This is a genomic window from Nostoc sp. XA010 (assembly GCF_020829625.1).
GTDB lineage: Bacteria > Cyanobacteriota > Cyanobacteriia > Cyanobacteriales > Nostocaceae > Nostoc.
Map to the genome: position 1 here is coordinate 51082 of NZ_JAIVFX010000006.1, position 26321 is coordinate 77402.

A 26321-nucleotide genomic window follows, 5' to 3' on the forward strand; every position below is an offset into this window, starting at 1 on the left:
GTGAATTCTCAAATATAATCTCGTTAATAGGCTTTACAGAACTATACAGTTTAAATAAGAATAATAACTTAACCGAAGTAAAATTTTCCTGAATACAGGCAACTAATGCTGTCATAGGGAAAAGCAGTGAGTAGAGGAGAGACAAAGCGATGAGGGAACCTTATCTGTTGGCAGCAGGCTTGTTAACAGTATTAGCAATACCAGCATTGGCTCTTCCACATTTGTCGATTATCTTGCCAGACAATTCTAGATCCCTGTGGGATTTAAAACAGAGTTCGCAAGCAATAGTCAGTACAAAAATTATCAATAGCGTTGATATCTCCTTACCAGAACTCAGCAGCCAAGCGTTCCAACCCTTAAAAAGTTTGCAGCCAACAGCAGGTGAGAAAAACATTAAGAGCTTACCAGAAGTCAGTAGTCAGGAATTACCAGCTCCAACAGAGTCATCACTCAACCCCAGTCCCCAAGCAACTGGTCTCTCATTGACATCTGGGAATCAACTTTACTACCAAAGATTGGCGGCTCTGAAAACAGGTCAGATTTATACGCGCGTAGAAAGTGATAATTTGCAATCATTGTGGGAGTCAATCAAGAAACGTCAATTAACTTATGATGATTGGAAAAGTTTATTAGCTTTAGAAGCTAGAGCGATCGCTCAAGGTCAAGGTGCAAATCATCTAAGTATCTTAGTTGGTGATTCTTTGAGCATGTGGTTTCCGAGAGAAAAACTGCCTGCTGGAAAATTATGGCTGAATCAAGGCATATCTGGAGATACTTCCAGTGGCGTTTTAAAAAGATTGGGGGCATTTTCGGCAACGCGGCCCGATGTGATTTACGTCATGGCTGGGATTAACGACTTACGAAAAGGTTCTAGTGATGGCATAATTTTGCGTAATTATCGCCGAATTGTCCGTCGCTTACGGCAGACTCACCCAAAAGCCCAAATCATTGTCCAATCAATTTTGCCTACTCGCCTAGCAAAACTTTCCAATAGCCGCATTCGTCACATCAATACACAACTAACCCAGATTGTCAAACAAGAAGGCGCTAATTATCTAAATATTTATAGCTGGTTTACGGATATGGAAGGCAATTTGCGCCCTGAGTTAACCACAGATGGGTTGCACTTGTCTCAAGAGGGTTATGATGTGTGGCGATTGGCACTACAGCAGATAGAATACAAGCTAACTCAGGGTGACAAATAAGCGATCGCTTGGCGAAAACTTAAAGCGATGTCTACGATGGGCTGCGCCTACGTAATTTTTAGATTTATGGAAGTTACTGATAACGATGCCATCACCATACGTTCTCTAATTGAACACCAATTGGCAGCCTTTCAAAAGGATGATGCCCAAGGCGCTTTTGCCTACGCTAGTCCGGCAATTCAAAAGCAATTTAGAAGCCCAGAAAATTTTATCCAGATGGTAAAGATAAGCTACCCAGCAGTATACCGTCCTCGTTCTGTCTTTTTTGAGAAGATAACAACCATCCAGGGAAACATAACTCAGCCAGTGCTACTACTAGCTCCTGATGGAGTTCCCTTGAGGGCTTTATATTTTATGGAAAAACAGCCAGATAATACCTGGAGGATTAACGGTTGCTTTTTAGTTTCCGTAAAAAGTAAAGAAGTATAAATTATATCTTCGTACAATCAAAATATTATAATTTAACGCTCAAGGCTTCCCGATTCAAAACCTGATTTAACTTACCGCTACGATAACCTTCTAAATCCAGGGTTACGTAAAGAAATCCGAAATCTTGAAATGCAGAAACTACTTTCTGTAAATCCGTAGTTAACACAAACTCTTTAATTTGTTCTGGTGGTAATTCAATGCGGGCTGTATCTCCTTCCGATCGCACGCGCAAATTCTGCCAACCTAGCTTTCTTAAGAAAATTTCTCCTCTACCAACTCGTTGTAACTTAGCTACAGTAATTTCTTCACCATAAGGAAAGCGGGAACTAAGGCAAGGTTGAGCAGGTTTATCCCACCAAGGTAAACCGAGTTGTTGCGAAAGTTGTCTAACTTCAACCTTGCTAAGACCAACTTCTGCTAAAGGCGATCGTGCACCTCTTTCTTTCGCCGCCTGAATTCCTGGGCGATAATCATGCAAATCATCGGCATTTACCCCATCCACTACGTAGGGATAACCTAACTCTAAAGCTAAAGGTTTGAGAGTATCGTGTAATTCACTTTTGCAAAAATAACAGCGATTAACCGGGTTAGAAGTGTAGTTGGGATTTTCCATCTCGTGAGTCTGGACGATTTTATGCCCAATCCCAATAGTTGCGGCTTGAATTTTGGCGTCTTCCAACTCTTCTGGTAACAGCGAAGGAGAAACAGCCGTCACAGCCAAAGCGCGATCGCCCAACGCATCATAAGCAATTTTGGCAACCAAAGTACTATCAACGCCCCCAGAGTAGGCAATCAACGCCTGCTCCATTTCTTGAAATAAGGCTTTTAATTGCTCAAATTTTTCTGTCAGCATCATTTCCCAATCCTGCCCAAACCCTATAGCACCCAACAGTTTCTATTGTAGTCATTTCCCTCTGCTCCCCTACTTCCCTAATTCCCCTGTTGTTGGCGGTTTGGTGTATTTAGCCACCAGACTGGCTAAAAGTGGTAAATCAATTGGTTTAGAAATATAGTCATTTACTCCAGCTGCTAGACAAGTTTCGCGATCGCCTTTCATTGCCATTGCTGTTTGAACAATTACCGGAATCGTCCGATATTGCCGATTTTCTCGCAGCTGCTGTACCAACTTTAGACCATTTCCATCTGCCAGATGAACATCCATCAAAATTAACACTGGGTCTAACTGTAGTAAAACTTCCCACATCTGGGCAGCATTCTTAACCCAAGTCACCTGATATCCCAATTTACGTAGATAAATTTGTATCAAATGAGCGTTGGACAAGTCATTTTCTACCAGCAAAATATCTACAGAAGAACTAGGGGTGAAAGGCAAATGAGATGAGGGGTATTTTGCCTCCCCTGCCTCCCCTGCCTCCCCTGCTCCCCCTGCTCCCTCATCTCCCTCATCTCCCCCCACTCCCGCCTCTTGCCTAAAGGGAAGTACAAGGGTAAAACGGGAACCGCAATTTACTTCAGATTCCACTTTCACAGAACCACCGTGGATTTGGGCGAGTTTTTGAGTTACAGCTAAACCCAAACCAGTACCTTCACCACTAGCGACAGCCTTGGCAATTTGGAAATAGGGTTCAAACAGTTGAGCTTGGTCTTCTTGGGAAATGCCAGTGCCAGTATCCCAAACTGTAAAATACACAAATAGACCTTTGGGAACAACCTCTAAGCCAACACTTCCTTGGCTGGTAAATTTTAGGGCATTGAAGAGTAAATTCAACAGCATTTGCTTGAGTCGCAAGGGGTCAGCTACTAGAGTTGTGATATCGGGGTCAAGTTTTAAACGGAGTTTCAAACCCTTATTAGCAGCTTTCTCTTTCACCAGCGCGAAAACATTGCTACATACCATTGGCACATCAATTGTTTCGCACTGCACCTCCAGCTGATTTGCTTCAATTTTAGAGAGATCCAAAATATCATTAATCAGAGCTAGCAAGTGCTTGCCACTAGACTGAATAATATTTAAATACTCTTGCTGGCGTTCTTTAGTTGGTTCGTACCCTTGGGCTAAAAGTAGGTGGGTAAACCCAATAATAGAACTAAGCGGTGTGCGAATTTCGTGGCTGGTGTTTGCCAAAAACTGATTTTTAAGTTGATTGGTGCGCTCCAATTCTTGATTAGAGTTACTTAACTCTTGATAGCGTTGCTGCCAAGATAGAGTGTGTCTAAGTTGTACCAAGGCTGTAGTACAATGCTTGGCAGACCTTGCCATCAATTGTGATCTGAGTTGAGCAAGTGATTTTATCAGCGAATCACGAGCAGAGTTTAGGGGTGCGGCGGCGAGAATTAGCCAACCCATGACGTTGCCAGAATCATCAGCTAACCGCCAAGCGCTCGGTGGTTGTTGATTTTCAAGCTGCTGCAAATCTTCGATTTCTATAATCTCTTGCAATCTCAACAGCAGCTTTTTTTCTGCTTTCAGTAATTCTAGAAATAAAGGTTGTGAGTTCGGAGATAGAGAAGACGAAACATAGCAAACTGTGGCAACAGTTGCTTGTGGTTCAAACAAAGCTATGCCTACGGCACAATCTGTAACCGCCAAATTGCTGTTGTTCACAGCACTGTTAATCTCGTTGACAACAGTTTGGAGAATTTTTGCTTCTGCGGCTCCTGCCTGTGGGACAGTGTTACAAGCAGAAAGCAGGCAATCACCAAGGCGACTTTGCAACTGGTTCAAGCTGCTCTCCAGCCACAACTTGGCGCAAAGTTGCTGAATTGTTGTCAAAGGTTTTGGCCTTACATCTACCTGTGAGTTATGGTCTGATAAGCTTGAGTACTGCTGCATGGTCAACTAGACCGTTGAACTAGTTTAGCTTCGCATAACAATCCGAAAAGGATTCTATGTATATTAACTGACAATTCTTTTTTATTTATAAACCATCACTTATGTTGTTATAAACCATAACTTATGATGTTAAATTTAGCATCTCTTCTAAGAAAAATTATTATACGAACCACTGACGTAAAATTTCTTAAAGCAACTGAAGGCTTATGGATACACAATTTGCCCAATTAATCGTTAATGGGATTGCGGTGGGGAGCATTATTGCTCTAGCGGCAGTCGGACTCACTCTTACCTACGGAATTTTACGGCTATCTAACTTTGCTCATGGTGATTTTCTCACTCTTGGAGCCTATTTGACCTGGCTGATAAACACTATTGGAGTCAATATTTGGCTGTCGATGATCCTGGCGGCGGTGGGAACAGTAGCAGCAATGCTGTTATCAGAAAAGTTACTGTGGTCAAAGATGCGCTCTATCCGTGCTACTTCCACTACGCTGATTATTATTTCTATCGGACTTGCCTTATTTCTTCGCAACGGCATTATTTTTATCTGGGGTGGCAAGAACCAAAATTATAATTTACCTGTTACGCCAGCTTTAGACATCGCGGGTTTAAAGGTGCCGCAAAATCAATTATTGGTATTGGGTTTGGCGGTGTTAGCAATTTTGGCACTGCATTATCTGCTGCAAAATACCAAAATTGGTAAAGCGATGCGAGCAGTTGCTGACGATCTGGACTTAGCCAGGGTTTCAGGTATCAATGTTGACCGAGTAATTTTATGGACTTGGGTAATTGCTGGTAGTATTACATCCTTGGGCGGCAGTATGTATGGGCTGATTACAGCTGTGCGCCCCAACATGGGATGGTTTTTAATTTTACCATTATTTGCTTCAGTAATTCTTGGTGGGATTGGCAACCCTTACGGTGCGATCGCAGCAGCTTTTATCATTGGCATCGTCCAAGAAATCAGCACTCCTTGGCTGGGTTCACAGTACAAACAAGGTGTAGCGCTGTTAATCATGATTTTGGTGCTGCTCATTCGTCCCAAAGGTTTATTCAAAGGAACGATTTGAGCAGCACCACTCCACTTCTAACTACTCAATAATGTGGAAATAGAAGGCTGCTACCACAAAATTAATAGCTAACAAGAACAGTGCCCAGCCTGTGCGAAAGGCGTAGGGAGGTTTAGCTCCACTGTCGGCAACTGGTAAATTCTTCGTCGTTTTTGCAGTCATAATGCGATTCTCCTAATGTCAGGACTTTTTAAGAAATACCAAACTGGTGCACCAAATATTCAAATTCTTTAAGAATATTTGTGTGAAGTTGGGGATTGGGGATTGGGAAGAGGCAGAGGGGCTCTTAGCTGGGAGCAGAGGGGAAAGAGAAGAGGTAATTATTTTATTCTCCCTCTTGCCCCCTGCCCCCTGCCCCCTGCTCCCTTGCTTCATCCCCACTCCCCACTCCCTCCTCTCCAGCATGATAGGAACTGCGAACCAGAGGCCCAGAACGAACATGGTTGAATCCCATTTCCCATGCTAATCTGCCGAGTTGATCGAATTCCTCTGGAGTCCAATATTTTTGGACTGGCAGATGTTCAAGAGTTGGACGCATATACTGCCCGATAGTCAAGCGATCGCACCCCACAGCCCTTAAATCAGCCATTGCTTCAACGACTTCATCAAGTGTTTCTCCGTGTCCCAGCATCAAACCTGATTTGGTGGGAATTGTCGGATCGATTTCTTTGACCATAGCTAGTACCGAGAGGGAGCGATCGTACTTGGCTCCCCGGCGCACTGGCCCAGTTAACCGTTTTACTGTCTCGATATTGTGATTGAAACAAGCTGGTTTGGCTTTTACAATCATCGCTATTCGCTGGCGTTGACCTGATTCCCCAACACCAGCACCACCCCAAAAATCAGGGGTCAGCACTTCAATTTGAGTCTCTGGGTTCAATTGGCGGATAGTCGCGATCGTTTCTACAAAGTGCCCTGCACCTTGATCGGGCAAGTCATCACGGGCTACAGAAGTCAGCACCACATAACGCAATCCCAAAAGCTGCACCGCCTGTGCTACCTTTTGGGGTTCCTCTAAATCAAGAGGCATTGGTGCATGACCTTTATCTACTTGACAGAAAGCACAAGAGCGTGTGCAGGTAGGCCCCATTAGTAAGAAAGTTGCAGTTTTTTGGGCATAACACTCCCCCCGGTTGGGACAGCGCCCTTCTTCGCAAATCGTGTGAATTTGGCGCTGCTTAATAATGCGTTGTACGGTAGAGATTTCACTGGCTTTGCCAATAGGACGACGTAACCAGCTAGGCATTGCCGTAATTTCAGACTTTAGTTCGGCTCGTTGTGACGAAATCATAGACATCTAAGCAAGATACGGATATAAAGTAACGGTCTGTTAATTAACAATAGATAAGAATAGACGTGGGGATGCTCTTAATGAAGTCCCCATGTCTCGGTATCACCATGTACCTTATGCCCTAGAACAGAGCTAGAGCCTTAAATATCACCATGACACAAATTGAAAATAGCAGAAGCAAAAGTTTTACAAAACACCTCTAGCAATGTGATTTATACCGAAATATACTATCCCCCAATTGCTAAAAATTTTGTATATAGTGGGGGAATTCTCAATGACAATCGGCAAAGCCGCTATTTACACTTAAAGTTTCTGTTAGAGCAAACAGCCGTGGCAAGCAACAAAATTTTAGTTATCGATGACACTACAGTTGTCAGGGTGAAAGTACGAGAAATGCTGCCTCCGGGCAATTTCGAGGTACTGGAAGCAAAAGATGGTTTGGAAGGACTAAATTTCATTCTTCAGGAAAAACTCAGCCTGATTATGCTGGATTTCCTGTTGCCTAAAATGAGTGGGTGGGAGGTTTTCCAGAAAGTTCAAGCCGATCCTGAATTAAGAAAAATTCCTTTAGTGATCATGTCTGGTCGCAAGGAAGAGGTGACTGAGAAAATCACAGAACCCTTTGAATACTTTGAATTTCTGGGTAAGCCTTTTGATCAGAAGCAACTAATTAACGCAATTAAGTTAGCTATGACCAAGGCGAAACAGCCACGCCCAGAACTAGTGCCAGTAAGAGCAGTCACTGTCAAAAATGGCACAGTTGCAACTTCTGGTGTAACTACTGCTACAGTAGCAGCCCCTAGCGTCGCAAATACTGCGATGCCTACGGCGGCAAGCAACACAACTCTTAGTGCTGTAAATACTGCGATGCCTACGGCGGCAAGCAACGCAACCCCTACTGCTGTAAATACTGCGATGCCTACGGCAGCAAGCAACGCAACCCCTACTGCCAAAGGAGCCTCCGACGCAGAAATTAGTGCATTAAATGAGAAAATTGTCAAAATGCAAGCTGAAATCGATGGCTTGAAGAAACAGCTAACTCAGGTTGTCACGTTTATTAAACAAAAAATCAAGTAGCATTTGTACTCATTATTTTTATCGCAGCCAAAAATACCCCGTTTATAATAACGGGTGTCCGATTAAAAGCGAGTAAAAATAGCTAGTTCAAAAACACTTATGTTGAGAAATCATCGTTGAAAACAAAATTCAAAAGCAGGAAAACATAATTAGCAATTATCTGCACTTCTATAAATTTTGAATTTTGAATTCCCCGAACGCGAACAGCGTCTTCGCAAAAGAAGAGGTTGACAGTCTAGAAAAGCAGCCCAATACCCACAAAACCTGCCGCAGTTTCCTCTTAATCTAAGGAGAACGGCAGGCATTTTTCTTATTTGTAGGACTTACGCACTGTACAAATGCATCGTTATGTAAATTATGTGAATTAATGATCTTGAGGTTGTTTCAGGCTTTTCTAAATTATCCTGCGATGCCTACGGCGGTAAACTACGTAAATAAACCATGCTGTATGTAGGGTGTATACCTGCCAAAGTCCGGCACTAAATCCTTACGAATGCTGCGTTATGATGAAATCTGTGAAGTACCCTACAGCACATAATTTTGCTAAAAAATCAAAGCATAATTGCATAGTTCAATATAAAATATTTACTAAAAAATGATATGTCTAAATAAAATTTAAACATATAAAATCCCTATTTCATGATACACATATCCTTCGCAGGGGAATACTAAGCCATATAAACAAGAATTATGAGCATACCCCGTAATGTTAGTAGTAGTAGATACATTGTCTGCGTTTCCTGGCTATCGTATCACTGAGCAAATCTACTCAGGTAGTAAAACCCTAGTTTATCGGGGCATTAGAGAACAAGATCAAAAACCAGTTGTTCTCAAATTAATGCGGAATGAATATCCTATGTTCGGCGAAATCGCCCAGTTCCGCAATCAATATATCATCACCAAAAACCTCGATCTTCCTGGCATAGTCAAAACCTATAGCTTAGAAAACTACCGTAACAGCTACGTCCTAGTGATGGAAGATTTTGGTGGTATTTCCCTGCAAGACTGGCGAGTGGAGGATAAGGAAAAGAAGGAAAACTGGCTTTCCCTCAATGAGTTTTTCCCCATTGCTATTAAAATTGCTTCTATCCTTGAAGGACTGCACTGCGACACACTGCGCGAACGTAGAGAAGGCGAGCTACGCCTACGGATTATTCATAAAGACATCAAGCCTGCCAACATTCTGATAAACCCTACCACAGATGAAATAAAACTCATCGATTTTAGTATTGCCACCCTCCTACCAAGAGAAATTCAATTTCTCACTAATCCCAACGTATTAGAAGGCACTCTAGCTTACATTTCCCCAGAACAAACCGGAAGGATGAACCGAGGTATTGACTATCGCACTGATTTTTATTCCCTCGGTGTCACATTCTTTCAACTCCTTACCGGACAGTTACCCTTCATAACAAAAGATCCGATGGAGTTAATTTACTCTCACATTGCGAAACAACCGCTAAAAGCCAGTCGGATTAACTCTAATATTCCGTCAATTTTGTCTGACATTATCAGCAAGCTGATGGCAAAAAATGCCGAAGACCGCTATCAGAGTGCTTTGGGGTTAAAGCATGACTTGCAAGTGTGCCAAAACCAGTGGCAAGAAAGAGGAAATATTGCACCTTTTGAACTAGGCGTGAGAGACATCTCAGACCGTTTTGTAATCTCTGAAAAACTTTATGGTCGCCAAAGTGAAGTTGAAACCCTACTCGCTGCTTTTAAGCGTGTGACAGAGGGGGTAACAGAAATGATCTTAGTCGAGGGTTTCTCTGGCATTGGCAAAACTGCTGTAGTCAATGAAATCCACAAACCTATTGTGCGTCAGCGTAGTTACTTCATCAAAGGTAAATTTGATCAGTTTCAACGTGACATTCATTTGTCAGGATTTGTGCAAGCTTTTCGGGACTTAATTGGGCAACTGCTCTCGCAGAATGATGCCCAAATTCAACAATGGAAAGCCAAAATTCTATTGAATTTGGGTACACAAACTCAGGTGATTATTGATGTACTTCCTGAACTAGAACAGATTATTGGTAAGCAACCTCCGGTTACAGAACTCTCTGGCAGTACTGCTCAGAATCGGTTTAATTTATTGTTTAAAAAATTTATCCAAATATTTACAACGAAAGAACATCCTCTAGTTTTATTTCTTGATGACTTGCAGTGGGCAGATACGGCATCTTTAAAACTAATTCAGTTATTAATGTGTAAAAGCAAGTTGTCTTCTCCTTCAGAAGAGACAGAACAGATGTGTGAAAATAAGGGAGGTTTATTGTTAGTTGGTTCTTTTCGGGATAATGAAGTTTCCAAGGCACACCCGCTTTTTTTGACACTAAAAGAGATTCAAAAAGCAGGAGCAACTATTAATACGATCACCCTCGCACCCTTAAATCAGGGTGATTTAAATCATCTAGTTGCTGATACCCTGCATTGCCCTGAAGGAGTTGCGCTTCCTCTCACCCAGATGGTATTTGCCAAAACTAAAGGTAACCCATTATTTTGCGTCCAATTCCTCAAGTCTTTACACGATGATGAGCTAATTGTATTAAACTTTGATCTTGGTTATTGGCAGTATGATATTTCCCAAGTCCAAGAATTAGCTCTTACAGATGATGTCGTACAATTTATCACCCTGCAAATAGAAAAATTGCCAATATATACCCAAAAAGTTTTGAAAATTGCTGCGTGTATTGGTAATGAATTTGACTTAAAAACTCTGGCGATCGCCAATGAAAAATCTATAGTAAATACAGCATCAGACTTGTGGCAAGCATTAATTGATGGGCTAGTTTTACCACAGGCTGAAAATTACAACATCTTTTCAAGAGATAATACTAATCAAGACTTAATTGCTGATGGGATAGAATCTACACAATTTTCAATTTCTGATTTACAGCTACCTAAATATAAATTCGTACACGATCGAGTGCAGCAAGCCGCCTATTCTTTGATTCCCGAAGAACAAAAGAAGCCAATTCACTTAAAAATTGGGCTACTGTTATTGAATAATATTCCAGTTGCAGAACAAGAAGAAAAGATTTTTGAGCTTGTCAATCAGTTTAATATCGCAGTAGAATTTATCTCCCCTCAAGCTAAACGATATGAACTGGCCCAGATGAATCTAATTGCTGGACGTAAAGCTTTAGCATCTACAGCTTATCCTGCGGCCGTTAAGTATTTAACTACTGGCATCAAACTGCTGGCAGGTGATAGTTGGGAGATGGAACATCATCTCACCCTGGCTTTATATGAAACTGCGACAGAGGCAGCATACCTGGCTGGCAACTTTGAACAGATGGAAGAATTGGCAGAGGTGGTATTGGTACGTAAACCACTACTAGAAAAAGTAAAGGTTTATGAAGTCATAATTCAGGCTTATGGGGCACAGAACCAAGCACTGAAGGCTGTAAATACTGCCTTAACCTTTTTGAAACTTTTGGGAGTGGAGTTTCCTGAGCATCCAACCCAGTCAGATATTCAGCTAGCAATGGCAGAGTTAAGATCAAATCTTAACGGCAAACGTATTGAGGATTTAATTGACCTGCCTGAGATGACACAAGAGCAAGCTTTAGCATCTATGCGTATTATATCGAGTGCCCTTGGTCATGCCTATCAAGCTTTTCCTGTACTTTATCCCTTGTTTGCTTTTAAACAGATTAATTTATCGCTTAAATACGGTAACACTTCCTTATCAGCCTATGCCTATGTAGCTTATGGGGTAATACTCTGCGGAGTTGTAGGAGATATTGAGTTTGGCTATCAATTTGGGAAACTGGCTGCAAGTTTGTTAACTCGTTTTAATGCTAAAGAAGTCAAAGCTAAGGTTATAGAGGTATTTAATGCTGCTATCCGGCATTGGAAGGAACATGCCAAGGAAAACTTAAAACCTTTGCTGGAAGCATACTCTGCTGGACTAGAAACGGGAGATTTAGAATATGCAGCCTATGCTCTTAATGTTTATTGCTACTGTTCATATTTTCTCGGTAGAGAACTGACCGGACTAGAACAGGAGATGGCAACTTACAACAGTGCGATCAGTCAAATCAAGCAAGAAACAGTATTTAACTGGAGCGCGATTTATCGGCAGAGTGTCTTGAACTTGATAGGTACTGCGGAAAATCCCCATCTTTTAATTGGTGAAGCCTACGATGAAGAGAAAATGTTGCCGACTCACCTTGAAGCAAACGATGGCATAGGACTGTTATATTTGTATTTAACTAAACTGCATCTCTGTTGCCTATTTCAGAAATACTCTCAAGCGGTTGAAAATGCTCGCTTGGCAGAAAATTATTTGCATGGTGGGATTGGACAGTTCGTTTTTCCTATTTTCCATTTTTATGATTCACTAGCTAGACTGGCAGTCTATCCTGATGTTGAGGAATCTGAACAAGAACAAATCTTAAATAAGGTTGCTGTCAATCAAGAAAAGATGCAACACTGGGCAAATCATGCCCCAATGAATTATTTGCATAAGTTTTATTTAGTTGAGGCAGAGCGGCATCGAGTTCTTGATCAATATATGGAGGCAATGGATAATTACGATCGCGCGATCGCCTCTGCTAAAGAATATGAATATATCAACGAAGAAGCTCTTGCCAACGAACTTGCCGCTAAATTTTATCTAGAACGGGGCAAACAGAAGATTGCCCAAACCTACCTAACTGATGCCTACTATGGCTACATTCATTGGGGGGCGTTAGCCAAAGTTAACGATTTAACAAAACGTTATCCCCAATTACTTACTCCTATACTCCAGCAAGAAAAAGTGAGTATCCATCCTAGCGATGAAAGCACTTCTGTCGATAACATCTCTATATCATCTTTACCTACCTTAAGCAATCAACAAACTCTTATTAGCTCGAACAGAAGTATTTCTGACTCTTTGGATTTAGCCGCATTCATTAAAGCATCTCAAGCCCTCTCTGGGGAAATCGAGCTTGAGCGACTACTTTCTACTTTAATGGAAGTTGTTATGGAGAATGCAGGAGCCTCTAAATGCGCTTTAATCTTGAGTGAAGGTGATAACTTAGCATTAACTGTCACAGTGGTGTGTTCAAATTCGCAAGTTGATCGTACCTACACTGAGTTTCCATCAACTTGCCTTGAGTTAAGCTACGATGTTCCTATTACTTTGATTAACTACGTTAAACGCTCCAGAGAAATCTTGGTTATTGATGATGCAAATACTGTTGCTTTTTTAGCAGGTGATAGCTACATTCTTACTGAAGACCCTAAAAGTTTGTTGTCTATACCTCTTCTAAATCAAGGTAAATTAATTGGGATTCTTTATCTAGAAAATCATCTGACGACAGGAGCATTTACACGCGATCGCGTAGAAGTTCTCAAACTTCTCACTACTCAAGCAGCAATATCTCTAGAGAATGCTATCCTCTACAAAAATTTGGCACAAGCTAAAGAAAGCTTGGAAGACTACAACCATACCTTAGAAGAGAAAGTCCAGGAAAGAACGCAGGAACTCAACGATAAAAATCAGTGTTTACAAGAAACTCTACAGGAATTGCAACGTACTCAAATCCAATTGATTCAAAGTGAAAAAATGTCTTCTTTGGGACAAATGGTCGCAGGAATTGTTCATGAAATCAATAACCCTATTAACTTTATTCATGGCAATATTAGCCATGCTAGTGAGTACGTCCAAGAATTGCTATATTTAGTAGCTCTTTATCAGCAAGAATATCCCCAAACTTCGCCCTTACTTGAGGATAAAGCTGAGAAGATTGACATAGATTTTCTAGTAAAAGACTTGCCAAAAATTTTAGATTCAATGAAAGTGGGAAGTTCGCGGATTAGGGATATTGTTTTGGGCTTACGCAACTTTTCTCGCCTAGATGAATCTGAAATGAAGCCTGTTGATGTTCATGAGGGAATAAACAATACCTTAATGATTTTACAACACCGCCTTAAACAAAAAAGCGGTCTTACTGAAATTAAAGTTATCAAAGAATACGGAAAATTACCGAAAGTTAATTGTTATCCTGCTCAACTAAATCAGGTGTTTATGAATATCCTGAGCAATGCAATTGATGCTTTAGAAGATTCATTTGTTATTGATCATCCATCATTGGTAAATGATAAAGAACAAATAATAAAAGACATAGACGCATCATCGGCTTCTCATAGGGTAGGACAAATTAACATATTTACTAAACTAACAGATTCTAATACGGTGATAATTCGGATTGCTGATAATGGTTATGGCATGACAAAAGCGGTGCAGCAGAAAATATTTGACCCATTTTTTACTACCAAGTCAGTAGGAAGTGGCACAGGGTTAGGGTTGTCGATTAGCTATCAGATTATTGTGGACAAACACAAGGGTAGTTTAACCTGTGATTCCACATTAGGAGAGGGAACTGAGTTTGTGATAGAGATACCAATGATTGCAATATAAGTCTCGGTATCGGGTACAATTCCATCTAGACGGTTATTTGCTTCCTCAAAACAACCGTATAAATATTTCTCAAAGCCGTAGATAAAATAATCTAACCATTTCAGGCTTGCTTTTTCAAGTATCCGTTCTCGTAAGTTACTTAAAGCACGACTAAGAGGTATATCGTGGCTTGTAACTTCTGCCCCTTTCAATATTTCTAAAAATCTCTTATGAATAGCTTTTAAAGATTCAGGTTTTGTTTTCAAGTCTGATAGATCGCATTGTTCTGAATTAACACTACTATTTTCAAAAGACAAGAGTAATAATAACTAATTTAAAGCCAATTGCCTTCATTAAAGAGGATGTTCATCTGTAGTCAAAATGAAGGTTGGCGCTTCATATTCATACTGTAGCGATCGCCTCCGTAGTTGCATAGAGCAATTTATTGTGAAAATGTTGCTGTTGTCAGATTTTTTGGGAACTATAGGATTATTAGGCTAAAAATTTGTCAGTCAGTCCGTCAATAAAATAAAGGTGACTTAGCTGCGATCGCACAGCCAATAATGAATAAGTAAGAAGGAGTTAAATTCAGTTAAATACATGAATTACAAGACAGATATAAAAACGTTTGATTTACCAGAAGATAGTTTCATTCTAGTGGTAGACGATACTACTACAAACTTAGAAATTGTCTTTAATATATTAACTAATATAGGTTTTAAAGTTCTTACAGAAAATAATGGAGAAAGTGCAATTAAGCAAATTGAATATAACCCCCCTGATTTGATTTTGTTAGATGTAATGATGCCAGGTATAGATGGGTTTGAAACCTGCAAAAGACTGAAACAAAACTCAGCTACTTGTGATATTCCAGTAATTTTTATGACGGCAAATTCTGATACTGACAGTAAGGTAAAAGGTCTAAATATAGGGGCAGTTGATTACATTACCAAGCCTTTTCATGAAGAAGAATTGTTAGCTAGAATTAAAACCCATCTTCAATTACGAAATCTCACAAAAAATTTAGAAAACCGAGTTACAGAAAGGACAGCAGCGTTGTCTAGGGCATTAAAAGACTTACAAGAGTCTCAACTTCAGCTTGTACAGACAGAAAAAATGTCTGCCCTTGGTGAATTAGTAGCAGGAGTTGCTCATGAAATTAATAATCCTGTTGGTTTTATTCATGGTAATCTCCAACATGCTTCAGCATATTTTCAAGACATGATTAATATCATTAACCTCTATCAGCAGCATTATCCTAATCCGGTTCCAGAAATTAAAAAGGAAATTGCAGAAATAGATTTGAAGTATATGCTTGCCGATTTACCGAACTTAATTTCCTCAATGAAAGAGGGTGTTCAGCGCATTCGTGACATTAGTATCAGTCTGAGAAACTTTTCTCGAGCAGATAGCGATCGCAAAGTTTCTTCCAACATTCATGATGGCATTGACAGCACAATCATGATTCTCAAACATCGCTTAAAAGCATCTGAGGATCATCCCGATATTCAAGTAATTAGAGCTTACGATAATTTGCCAGAAATAGAATGCTTTATCGGACAACTAAATCAGGTATTTATGAACTTATTAGCTAATGCTATTGATGCTTTAGAGGAGTCTAATGTAGGGCGCACCTATATTGAAATTGAAGCAAATCCCAATCAAGTTTTGATTCAGACTAGCCTCACTGAAAACAAAAAACATATTTTGATTCGGATTAAAGATAATGGCGTGGGAATGTCACCTGATGTCCAGCAAAAAATCTTTGATCATTTATTCACCACTAAACCTGTGGGTCAAGGCACAGGTTTAGGATTATCAATTGCTCGTCAAATTGTTGTCGAGAAACATGGAGGAACTCTGGAAGTAAATTCAGCACCAGGACAAGGTTCAGAGTTCATCATTAAGCTTCCCATTTGAAAATCATAGCAAAAATAATTCTCCATATAGATAAATTTATGTTTAAGGCAGTAGTCGGTCACAGTAACGATCCAGATTCTCTATCAGCAGTTGAAGAAGTTATTCAGCAATGTGTCAGTTTTCTTGTAGGAGATATACCAAAAGCTGGGATTATTTTTGCTGCAATTGACTTTGAACATTCTCTGATTTTGCAGCAAATTCATCAGGCTTTTCCGGGGATTGAGTTGATTGGTGGGACAACAGATGGAGAAATTTCTTCAGTCTTAGAGTTTCAGCAGGACTCAATCACCTTAATGTTATTTTGCTCAGATGAAGTTGAAATTTATGCAGGAGTTGGACGCAAAGTTTCAGGTGATCCAATTACTGCAACTAAACAAGCTGTGGAGGAAGCCAAAGCAAAAAGTACCGCAGAGCCAAAGCTATGCTTAACTCATCCAGAGAGCCTCACAACCAGTGGTGTGTCTATATTAAATGGCTTAAAACTAGCTCTTGGGCAACATGTACCAATATTTGGTGGTTTGGCGGGCGATCAGTCAAGATATCAAAATACATATCAATTTTTTCAAACAGAAGTATTAAGTGATTCTGTACCAATTCTAATTTTTTCCGGCACGATATTGTTTTCCCACGCTGTTGCAAGTGGTTGGCATCCCATTGGCCAAATAAGTAAAGTAACTAAGGTGGATAAGAACATACTCTATGAAATAGATGGTAAGCCAGCTTTAGATTTTTATCATCATTATCTTGGTTTACTTCCTCCTTCAATGGAATATCCGCTAGCAGTGTTTGATCAGAATGAAGAAAATTTTTATATAAGAGCACCTATTGGTTATAACCAAGAATCTGGTAGCATAACTTTTTTTGGAGATATTCCCGATCAAGCAGTTATTCAAATTTCAGAAGCAGCTTATGAAGATATTTTGGCAGCTTCCAAAGCATCATTCATGAATGCTTTAGATAATTATCCAGGTACAGAACCAAGTGCTATTTTGTTCTTTTCATGTGTAGCTCGTCGGCAAATACTGGGTACGAGGGCACAAGAAGAGTATCAGAATACGAAACTTCCTCTGACTGGCTATTTACCTGCCTGTGGATTTTATTCTTATGGAGAAATTGCTCCTATAGATCGAATTAGTCAGACGCAATTTCACAATGAAACTTTTGTAACTTTAATTTTGGGAAATCGGTAGAAGCTGATGGAAATTGTGGATTATCAACAAAAAATTAAGGAACTAAAAAAAACAAATAGAATTATCCAAAAGCAATTGGAACGTTCTGAATCAGACCGGATAAAACTTGAAGATATAAATAAAAAAAAAGAATCTTTGCTTAGGACAGTAATTGAGGAATTAAAAGAATATCAAAATAAATTAGAAGAAAGAAGCCAGGAACTAGAAATGATGCTTCTTAATCTTCAGTTAATGCAGAATAAGATGTCTAGCCTGGGAAGTCTTGTTGCAGATGTAGCTCATGAAATTAACAACCCAATTAGCTTTATAGCAGGTAATCTGACTCCGGCTCAAGAGTATATTGAAAATTTATTACATCTGATAAACCTTTATCAGCAGACCTATCCCAAAGCATCTCAGGAAATTCAAAAAACAATCCAATTGATTGACCTTGAATATATGCGCGAGGACTTGCCTAAACTAATTTCTTCAATGAAAGAAGGTACAGATCGTATTTGTAACATTAGCGATAGCTTGCGAATTTTCTCTAGAGCAGATACAGAACACAAAGTTCTTTTTAACCTTCATGAGGGTATTGATAGTACTCTCATCATTCTCAAGCACCGTTTGAAAGCTAATAAGATTCGTCCTGATATTCAAGTAGTTAAACATTATGGCGAATTTCCTCCAATAAAATGTTTTCCAGGACAACTGAATCAGGTATTTATGAATTTATTGGCGAATGCTATTGATGCTTTAGAAGAGTCTAACTCTGGACTGAGTTTTGACAAAATCAAGGCAAATCCCAATCAAATTACAATTCATACTAATCTAATTGGAGATACAAATCACGCATTGATTCGGATTCAAGATAATGGTGTAGGAATATCGGCTGATGTTCAGCAGAAAATGTTTGACCATTTATTCACAACCAAACCTGTGGGAAAAGGGACAGGATTAGGATTATCAATCGCCTATCAAATAATTGTCCAAAAACATAGAGGAACTATTAAAGTAAATTCTGTGTTAGGGGAAGGTTCTGAGTTTATAATCACTATTCCAATTTATTAAAGTAGCAAATATACCAATTATTCAAGTTAATTTTAAGTTGTAAATTTGATTTTATGTTAAAAAATATGAGAAACGCCTGTCTGCTCATTAGCAGACAGGCGTTTCTTTAAGTACAAACTTTGGTTGAGACTAGGTTAAATCTTAGCGGTAGAATCAACTGAGGGTTGAGACTGACTAACCGAATCTAACTTTGGTAAAAGCAGTGGATTTTCTGCTTTTACATTAGTGTTGATTGTTGCTTGCAAAATTGGGGTATTGGATATGGAATTGTTCGCCAATGTAAACAGTGGATTTGACAAAATCCCTGCTATGGAAGTGGCAATTAATGTTACCACCAACCCGACCTGCAAAGGTCTTAGTCCAGGCAAATCCCAACGCACTTGTGGATAATTCTTCACGGAGTCGGACATTTCATGGGGTTCTTTGACTACCATCATTTTGACTACACGAATGTAGTAGTAGATGGAGACGACGGTGGTAACTAAGCCCAGTAAGACTAACCAATAAAGGCCTGCTTGCCAACCAGCCCAGAATAAGTAAATCTTCCCGAAAAACCCAGCCAATGGTGGAATACCACCCAAGGAAAGCAGGGAGATACTCAACCCCAGTGTTAAGAGTGGGTCTTTTTGATATAAACCAGAGTATTCGGCAATCTGGTCGGTTCCCGTCCGCAGTGAGAACAGGATGATGCAGGTAAAGCCGCACAGGTTCATGAACAGGTAAACCAGTAGGTAGAATATCATACTGGCATAGCCCGCCTGTGTACCAGCAATCAAGCCAATCATCACAAACCCAGCTTGGGCAATGGATGAATAAGCTAGCATCCGTTTCATAGTGGTTTGGGCTAGGGCGACTACGTTACCCAAGATCATACTTAGAACGGCCAGAGCAGTGAAGACAAATCTCCACTCTTCAGCAACAAGAGGGAAGGCTGTTGTCAGCAAGCGGATGGCTAGGGCAAACCCAGCTGCTTTGGAACCGACTGATAAAAAGGCGATGACTGGGGTGGGAGCGCCTTCGTAAACGTCTGGTGTCCACTGGTGGAAGGGCGCTGCGGAGATTTTGAAGCCAATACCTGCGATCGCAAAAACCAAGGCAATCACTAAACCTAAAGATTGACCGACTTTAGCTGTAGCAATGCCATTAGCGATCGCACTTAGTTCAGTCTGTCCTCCAGATAGCCCATACAACAGTGATACACCGTACAAAAATACTGCTGTACTGGAAGCTCCAATTAACAAGTATTTCAGTGCCGCTTCATTGGAGCGGGGGTCACGCTTGGTATAACCTGTCAATAGATAAGAGGAAATACTCAGGGTTTCTAGGGAGATGAAAATCATCACCAACTCACTAGCCCCGGATAAAAACATCCCTCCCAAAGTAGCACTCAGCAAAATAGCGATGAATTCGGCTAAAGGAGTGCCGCTTTGCTCAACGTAGCGAATTGACATTAGTATAGTCGCGATCGCAGACAAGGCGATAATACCGCGAAAGACGATACTCAGGTCATCACCGTTAAAGCTACCGGTAAAACCGATGGGATTAGGAGCGTCCCATTGAAAATATAGGGCGATAATCGAAGCAAATAAACCTGCGATCGCTAGATATCCAATCCAGCGTGCGGATGTACGCCCCAAAATCAAATCAACAATCAAAACCCCCAAGAGGGTGAGAATAACAATCCCCTCTGGCAAAATCGTTCCAGCGTTTAGCTGGGATGCAATATTAGCAAAATCCATGAGATGTATAGGTTTTGGGGATTAGACATTAAGGCTAACTCTGTTCACTCTAGCAAGTTTTCTAATCCCCAGACTAGCTCTTTTAACAAGAGCTTAACAGCTTGGGTGCAGATGGCGATTGCACCAATTTCACTGCCTTACCAGCAGCTTTCTCAGTATCTAGGAATTTACCTAACAGCTTTCCTACCTTGTTTTTCAGGCGTGACTTTTAGCGAATATCATAAATAATTATGCCGAAACGAGTGTATGCCGTAGGCGATCGCCACGTACAAAAAGCTCATGAAATTAATAAGGGCACAGCATTGCTGTCCCCCTACAATATTCATAACTCCTAAATTTATTAAAAACCGACCGATGGCAGCTTGCCTTGTAGCGACTGAAATTTAGACTGAACACAGTTGGCACAATTGCAACCAAGTTGATCAACAATCGGATTAGATGTTTGAATCAAGTGTCGTGTTGCCAGATCAGGAATTTGTTGTGTAGATACTACCGTCATAATTTGGGTAGCATAAGCAGATTTAAGGCTGGATGCGTGTGCTGGATTGACTACCAGCAGCATGGATACCAAAAATGCGGGACAGGCAAGTAAAATCAGTTTGACTATGTTCATAATTTACACAAAGATAGCTTTGCTGATACAGCATAGCTAATAAATTGCCCACCTTCAATTTTAATTACCAAGTATTGCTTAACTACGCCCAAATCCTTGACCCCGCAAAACCTTTGACCATACAACTAATTCGCCCTGCTCACCGCCTGCGGCCAGTAATTTGCCTTGGGGATGCCAAGCTAGAGTGGAAAATCCTGCTGAGACACCTGTGATAATTTGGGATACTTCTTTGGCTTTGTTCCACAAACACAACCAGCCATCAGCAGCAGCAGAAGCGAGAAGGAAGCTTTTGGGTGCAAACGCGATCGCATTGATAACACCCACATGATTAGTTAATACTCGTGCTTCCCAGCCTAACGAATCATCCTCTAGCTTTTCCCAGACCACAATACCTTCAACGCTAGAAGATGCCAGTATTGGCGCACCCAGTTTCGTGGTAGCTTCTGACCATGCCAATTGGCGAATTTTACCAGGGAACCCACGCATCACCCAAGGGTCGGGGTTGTTCCATTCTAAAACGGTGACACTACGATCCATGTTGCCAGAAGCTAGGAATTTGCCATCGGGCGACCAAGCCATCGCTACACTGACAGTAGTCATATCTAGGTTGTATGGTTCTTCATCCCAGTTTTGACTATGCCAAATTTTGACTCCCTTATAACCACTAATAGCTAAGTATTGTCCGTCAATACGCCAATCTATACCCAGTACTGAAGAGTTGTCGAAATTCAGCGTTACGACAATTTCACGAGTATCTGCATCCCAAACTTGGACGTAACGCCCCAAACTAAAAGCCAGTTGGTTACTGGTGTAATTCCAAGCTAGCTTGTCAACCCATGCGGGGGCATTTTCCAAGGTGGCAATTAATTCAGTGTCACGCCAAATTTTTACCTGTCCATCTTGTCCACCAACGGCTAAAAATTTTCCATCTGGTGAAAAAGCTAGACAGTCTACAGATTTACCGTTACCAGTTTGTAAACTTGTAAGTTCGCCATCATTCCACAAAACCACTTCACCGGCGGCGGAAGTTGCTGCTAAAGTTTGACCTTGTGGCGACCAAGCGATCGCAGTTACATAATCTGAAAGTGTCCCCGAATAGTGTTGTTCAAATTCCTTTGATTTGGTTGTGGAGTTCATATTTTCTACAGAAGTTAGGAGTTAGAAGTTAGGAGTTAGAAGTTAGGAATTTTTAACTCATCACTCATAACTCCTAACTCCTAACTTTTTATTTACGCTAAACAAGCGAGAAAATCTTGCTTGAGTTGGGCTGCATCAAGGTTGCGACCGATGAAAACTAGTTCGTTTTTGGGGGTTTCGCTTGCTTTCCAGGGGCGATCGGGTTTGCCATCAAATATCATGTGTACTCCTTGGAATACAAATCGATTATCTTCTCCTGCAATATTTAAAATGCCTTTCATCCGAAAAATATCTGGCCCTTGAGTCCGCAGTAACTCTGAAAGCCAAGTGTTTAATTTTTCTCCATCAACTGCACCTGCTTCTACTAAAGCCACAGAAAAGACAGTTTCATCGTGTACGTGGGCATCTTCGCCTAAGAAATCTGGATCAATTTCTAATGCGCGTTCTAAATCAAAGGCTTTTACACCTAATAAAGCATCCATTCCTAGTTCAGAATTTTGGGTGCGGTAAATTTTTGCGATCGCATTCATCGCCCGAATCCGTTTTTCTAATTCATCCAACTCTTCTGGCGCTACCAAATCTGTTTTATTAAGTAAAATTACATCGGCAAAGGCAATCTGTTCTTGTGCTTCGTCTGCATCCCAGTGCTGCCAAATATGTTTGGCATCTACGACTGTCACCACTGCATCTAAAGACAGTTGGCTTTGTAAATCTTCATCAACAAAAAATGTCTGAATCACTGGTGCAGGATCGGCTAATCCAGTTGTTTCAATTACTAAATGGTCAAATTTATCGCGTCGCTTCATCAAATTGCCAATGATGCGAATTAAATCGCCGCGCACTGTACAACAGATACAGCCATTATTCATTTCAAAAATTTCTTCATCTGCATCGATAATCAATTGATTATCAATACCCACTTCCCCAAATTCATTGACAATCACAGCAACTTTTTTGCCGTGTTCGTAGGTGAGGATGTGATTGAGTAGAGTCGTTTTACCTGCTCCCAAATAGCCTGTAAGAACAGTAACGGGAACTGAATTGTTGATTACGTCAGCCACCATACTCTAAATTCCTCTTGTCTCACCTTATGGATAATCATTATCGCCCATGATAAATCTTTTTATATTTTTGTGCGAACTTGCTGTTATTTTGAGTTTCAGCAAAATCATCACATAATTTAATCACAGAACATTTTATTTTTATGCATCTGTAATAAGTAGTAAATATTCATAAGTTGGGGTAGCTGCTAGGAAGATTGCATATAAGCCGACCCACCCTGCGGGAAGTCGCAGGTTAGTACCTTAACATTCCCAAAGAACCTATGATAATCATTATCACATAAAAAATTATACTTTGATGGAGACTTCCCTACTAAGCTTGGGGAGTAAGACTGAAAGCCTCTCTCCAGAATTTAATTTTCTAAAGAGAACAAAAAATATTGAACCACTTCTAAAACAACTCCTGGGTATTCTTCATGTAGTCCCAGAGAACCAGGTATAACAACGCTTTTCACTCCTGGTAAGGCTGCCAAAGCGTTCATTTCTTCTCGCGATTTAGGGGGGCTGGATTCGCCAATTACTACCATGAGCGGTACAGTTAAAGACTGCACAAGTCCCAGAAAATCAGATTGTTCGTGTACAGCATCGAGATTACCAGTTACAAAGGCAGCAGATGCAAATCGCGCTCCTGGTTGTTGAGTTGTGTGCCATTTATTCTCGATGAAACTGGGTGTAATTTTAGCCGCGTCAGTAAAGACATGACGGCGATACATCAAACTTAAGAAGGATGGGGTAGTGTTGAGTTTGTAGAGAGCTTGACCAAGTATAGGCGATCGCACCAATTCTCTCACAATGCCAGCTATTTGCTGACTTGCTCCCATTGTCGGCAAAGGCCCACGCCAAGTAGGAGCTAACAACAAAATTCGTAAGAAAGTAGCCGGTTGTTTGACAGCTAATTGTAAAACGTAACTAGCAGCATGACCAGCCGCCACCACAGTAATGGGAGTATTAAAAACAGCTTTGACAAAATCTTCCAGAAATTGCTGATATATTTCTGGACGGTAATTCAAACTAGGGCGAGATGATTCACCAAATCCAGGCCAGTCTATTGCTACAACTTGAAAATTGGGAGCTAGTAACTTGGCAAGTTCGCCTACTTCCAAACGCGTCGAAACACTGCTGAAAGATGGTAGCAGCAATAGCGGTGAACCTTTACCGAGGGTTTCATAAACAACGCGTAATTGCTGATTTTCCCAATTCCAGAGATATTCTTGAACTACTCCACCAAAGCCAGTAGTAGCAGAGGTAGATAATAAATTGGTTGACATTAGACTAAATTTTGGTAGTTGTACCTTATTTGTCAGTTGTTTTTTGTCAGTTGTCTTTTGCTAATGATCAATGACTAATGACTAATGACAAATGACCAAGTTTAGCTAGGTAAATCTAACTTACATTCCAATACTTTTTTTTGCATGGTTTTAAAAATATTGTAAAACCCATTAGCACGGGAAGGTGTCAGACTAACATTTAAACCTGTTTCTTGAATAAAATCTGGAGTAAGTTGGACAATCTCACTTGGCGTTAGTCCATGTAATCCTTCAACCAGAAGCCCTACTAATCCTTTGGTTAACTGAGAATCGGAATCGCCCTGAAACACAACCTTACCGTCATCCAAGGCTGCGGTGATATAAACTTGAGACACGCAACCAGGAACTTTATTTTCGGGTAATTTATCAGCTTCTGGAAACTCATTGAGCTTCTGAGCATACCAGATTAACTGTTCATAGCGTCGCTTCGGTTCAGAAGCGCGTTGAAAGCGCTGGACAATTTTAGCGAGCGCAGGTGGCAAAGAATCTAGAGTTGAGGACATAACAGAAGCTGCAAATGATCGGTATCACTTTGAGTGTAGATTATCTTTAGAGCGATGCCTAGGTTGGGCTGCGCCTACGCGCATCCGCTTTACCTTGGCATATCAGCTAGCTATAACCTGTCAAGTCTAGATAATTACTGCGATCGCATTCACTTTCAGTCAGGTTTTTCAATACACCTAATCACAAAAACTTAATTTTTTTATAAGCAAATTCTAACAGTAACTCTATGGAAGTTACTGTTGTATCACTATAAGCTTACTGCTATTACGTAAGTATATGGAATGTGTGAAATTTATGTATAGCTTGATTTTACTATGAGATGCCTACGACGGGCTGCGCCTACGCAATCACAAAATTAGCTGCAATTAACTTTTAACCAAGCAGCTAGGGGATAATCAATAATTAAAAATTAAAAATCAAAAATAATTCTGATTTTTAATTTTTAATTTCTCTCCCTTAAGGATTAATTCGTAGTTTGTGCAGCTAGCATCTGCTTCAACTTTTCTAATTCCGAAGCCCAACGAGGATCTGGACGAATAGCGTCTGAATCGGTGGTTGTGGTGTTGTTTTCACGGGAACCGCCGCCGCCGCTACCACCGCCGCCACGACGAGGCTTCTTAGAGCTTTTCTCGCGGCGGCTACCTTCTCTAGTAGGCATAGGAGTAGGGGTACTACTAGCAGCAGTAACTGGTTTGGGAGCTTGCTCCTCGCCCTCATCACCTTTTGTCCGAGGTAATGCCTTCTCTAGCTTAATCGGAGTATCTTTGAACATCTGACCATTATATTTTTCAATAATTTCGTCAGCTTGCTCGTCGTTGTTAACTGTTAGAAAACCGAAACCACGGCATTTGCCAGTTTTACGGTCTTTAATTAATTTAGTAGTTACAGCATCACCTTCTGCTGCAAAAACTGCTTGCAGATCCTGACGATCTATTTCTTCTTTAGGCAAATTACCTATATATAGGCGAATGGACATGAACTATACCTCCAGAGTTAAATGAACATGGCAAGGCAAGAAAACAATCACTTGGCTTTGGCTTTTAATTAAATAGATGCTATTGACCCAGACTGCCATCAACCAATTTTTTTGCTCGAAACTGTCAACCTATACAACAATACAGTTTTTCGTCGGGATCAAGCTTGTTTAATCTAAAGGCCCACACTATGGTGAGCTAATAACACCTTAATTCTAAGAATTGTAAATTTAATAGCCTATTGCCTGCTAAAGTACACGCTTTCTTCCATGCCTTTTTTCGCAGAATCAAATACCATTCCTTACATTACCACGGTATTTTCTACGTAGCTAGTTTAGCGCATACATTTCCGACATTAGTATTACTGTATCGTAACATAAAACACATTTTTTTATTCAAGGGAGCATATTTTGAAACAAAAACCAGCCAGTGGCTGGTTAATTTCCTGCTGTGTTGGAAGGATAAAAGGTATGGAGCGGGGGGAAAAGCATCCGAATCAACAACTAAGCTGTAGTGCTGAGTTATGTCGCTTGCTATTGCTTGTGTAAATAAATGTAACATTTTTA

20 protein-coding genes are annotated in these 26321 nt (G+C 40.5%); 8 read left to right on the forward strand and 12 right to left on the reverse strand.

The features are described 5' to 3' along the window. Positions 1-149: 149 nt before the first annotated feature. Together LC608_RS11195 and LC608_RS11200 are read left to right on the forward strand one after the other, a co-directional pair. Positions 150-1205 (forward strand): SGNH/GDSL hydrolase family protein, encoded by a 1056-nt coding sequence (locus LC608_RS11195; protein WP_229553613.1) that lies wholly within the window; start codon positions 150-152, stop codon positions 1203-1205. 66 nt (positions 1206-1271) lie between these two features. Then, positions 1272-1634: a DUF4864 domain-containing protein gene (locus LC608_RS11200; protein WP_229553614.1), complete on the forward strand. Its 363-nt coding sequence runs from the start codon at positions 1272-1274 to the stop codon at positions 1632-1634. 25 nt (positions 1635-1659) lie between these two features. Here LC608_RS11200 and larE read toward each other — a convergent pair whose 3' ends face one another. Further along, positions 1660-2487: an ATP-dependent sacrificial sulfur transferase LarE gene (larE, locus tag LC608_RS11205; protein ID WP_229553830.1), complete on the reverse strand. Its 828-nt coding sequence runs from the start codon at positions 2485-2487 to the stop codon at positions 1660-1662. A 69-nt stretch (positions 2488-2556) separates the two neighbouring features. Continuing rightward, on the reverse strand, positions 2557-4428 hold the full coding sequence (hrmK, locus tag LC608_RS11210; RefSeq protein ID WP_229553615.1) for a hybrid histidine kinase/response regulator HrmK: 1872 nt from the start codon (positions 4426-4428) through the stop codon (positions 2557-2559). Positions 4429-4634: 206 nt separating this feature from the next. On the opposite strand from hrmK, the gene LC608_RS11215 reads away from it, so the two are divergent. Further along, the gene (locus LC608_RS11215; RefSeq protein ID WP_229553616.1) at positions 4635-5501 is read left to right on the forward strand and encodes a branched-chain amino acid ABC transporter permease; all 867 of its coding nucleotides are present in this window, start codon (positions 4635-4637) and stop codon (positions 5499-5501) included. Positions 5502-5522: 21 nt separating this feature from the next. On the opposite strand, the gene LC608_RS11220 is transcribed toward LC608_RS11215, so the two are convergent. Then, positions 5523-5663: a photosystem I protein PsaX gene (locus LC608_RS11220; RefSeq protein ID WP_229553617.1), complete on the reverse strand. Its 141-nt coding sequence runs from the start codon at positions 5661-5663 to the stop codon at positions 5523-5525. A gap of 163 nt (positions 5664-5826) precedes the next feature. Beyond that, positions 5827-6792 carry a lipoyl synthase gene (gene lipA / locus LC608_RS11225; RefSeq protein ID WP_229553618.1) on the reverse strand — a complete coding sequence of 322 codons (966 nt, stop codon included), beginning with the start codon at positions 6790-6792 and terminating at the stop codon, positions 5827-5829. A 330-nt stretch (positions 6793-7122) separates the two neighbouring features. On the opposite strand from lipA, the gene LC608_RS11230 reads away from it, so the two are divergent. Both LC608_RS11230 and LC608_RS11235 read left to right on the forward strand, forming a co-directional pair. Next, entirely contained in the window at positions 7123-7869 is a 747-nt protein-coding gene (locus LC608_RS11230; protein ID WP_229553832.1) for a response regulator, read from the forward strand. Positions 7870-8575: 706 nt separating this feature from the next. Beyond that, the gene (locus LC608_RS11235) at positions 8576-14281 is read left to right on the forward strand and encodes an ATP-binding sensor histidine kinase (RefSeq protein ID WP_229553619.1); all 5706 of its coding nucleotides are present in this window, start codon (positions 8576-8578) and stop codon (positions 14279-14281) included. On the opposite strand, the gene LC608_RS37520 is transcribed toward LC608_RS11235, so the two are convergent. Then, on the reverse strand, positions 14182-14577 hold the full coding sequence (locus tag LC608_RS37520; protein ID WP_374108392.1) for a hypothetical protein: 396 nt from the start codon (positions 14575-14577) through the stop codon (positions 14182-14184). The two genes, LC608_RS11235 and LC608_RS37520, sit on opposite strands and share 100 nt — an antisense overlap. A gap of 283 nt (positions 14578-14860) precedes the next feature. Here LC608_RS37520 and LC608_RS11240 point away from each other — a divergent pair, with 283 nt between their 5' ends. Genes LC608_RS11240 through LC608_RS11250 form a run of 3 tightly spaced genes read left to right on the forward strand, consistent with a single transcriptional unit; the run spans position 14861 to position 18420 of the window. Beyond that, the gene (locus tag LC608_RS11240; RefSeq protein ID WP_229553620.1) at positions 14861-16180 is read left to right on the forward strand and encodes a response regulator; all 1320 of its coding nucleotides are present in this window, start codon (positions 14861-14863) and stop codon (positions 16178-16180) included. Between the two features lie 38 nt (positions 16181-16218). Further along, positions 16219-17370: an FIST signal transduction protein gene (locus LC608_RS11245; RefSeq protein ID WP_229553621.1), complete on the forward strand. Its 1152-nt coding sequence runs from the start codon at positions 16219-16221 to the stop codon at positions 17368-17370. Positions 17371-17376: 6 nt separating this feature from the next. Continuing rightward, the gene (locus tag LC608_RS11250) at positions 17377-18420 is read left to right on the forward strand and encodes a sensor histidine kinase (RefSeq protein ID WP_229553622.1); all 1044 of its coding nucleotides are present in this window, start codon (positions 17377-17379) and stop codon (positions 18418-18420) included. Between the two features lie 134 nt (positions 18421-18554). Here LC608_RS11250 and LC608_RS11255 read toward each other — a convergent pair whose 3' ends face one another. The 7 genes from LC608_RS11255 to LC608_RS11285 form a co-directional block, all read right to left on the reverse strand. After that, positions 18555-20159 (reverse strand): NAD(P)H-quinone oxidoreductase subunit N, encoded by a 1605-nt coding sequence (locus tag LC608_RS11255; RefSeq protein WP_229553623.1) that lies wholly within the window; start codon positions 20157-20159, stop codon positions 18555-18557. 340 nt (positions 20160-20499) lie between these two features. Next, entirely contained in the window at positions 20500-20772 is a 273-nt protein-coding gene (locus LC608_RS11260) for a hypothetical protein (RefSeq protein WP_229553624.1), read from the reverse strand. A 78-nt stretch (positions 20773-20850) separates the two neighbouring features. Next, positions 20851-21909, reverse strand: a complete 1059-nt coding sequence (locus tag LC608_RS11265) for a WD40 repeat domain-containing protein (RefSeq protein ID WP_229553625.1) — start codon at positions 21907-21909, stop codon at positions 20851-20853. Positions 21910-22001: 92 nt separating this feature from the next. Continuing rightward, positions 22002-22973 carry a GTP-binding protein gene (locus LC608_RS11270; RefSeq protein WP_229553626.1) on the reverse strand — a complete coding sequence of 324 codons (972 nt, stop codon included), beginning with the start codon at positions 22971-22973 and terminating at the stop codon, positions 22002-22004. 350 nt (positions 22974-23323) lie between these two features. Then, positions 23324-24238, reverse strand: coding sequence for an alpha/beta fold hydrolase (locus LC608_RS11275; protein ID WP_229553627.1), 915 nt, complete (start codon positions 24236-24238; stop codon positions 23324-23326). 101 nt (positions 24239-24339) lie between these two features. Beyond that, the gene (locus tag LC608_RS11280; protein ID WP_229553628.1) at positions 24340-24780 is read right to left on the reverse strand and encodes a SufE family protein; all 441 of its coding nucleotides are present in this window, start codon (positions 24778-24780) and stop codon (positions 24340-24342) included. A gap of 464 nt (positions 24781-25244) precedes the next feature. After that, positions 25245-25757, reverse strand: a complete 513-nt coding sequence (locus LC608_RS11285) for an RNA-binding protein (protein WP_229553629.1) — start codon at positions 25755-25757, stop codon at positions 25245-25247. Between the last annotated feature and the right edge of the window lie 564 nt (positions 25758-26321).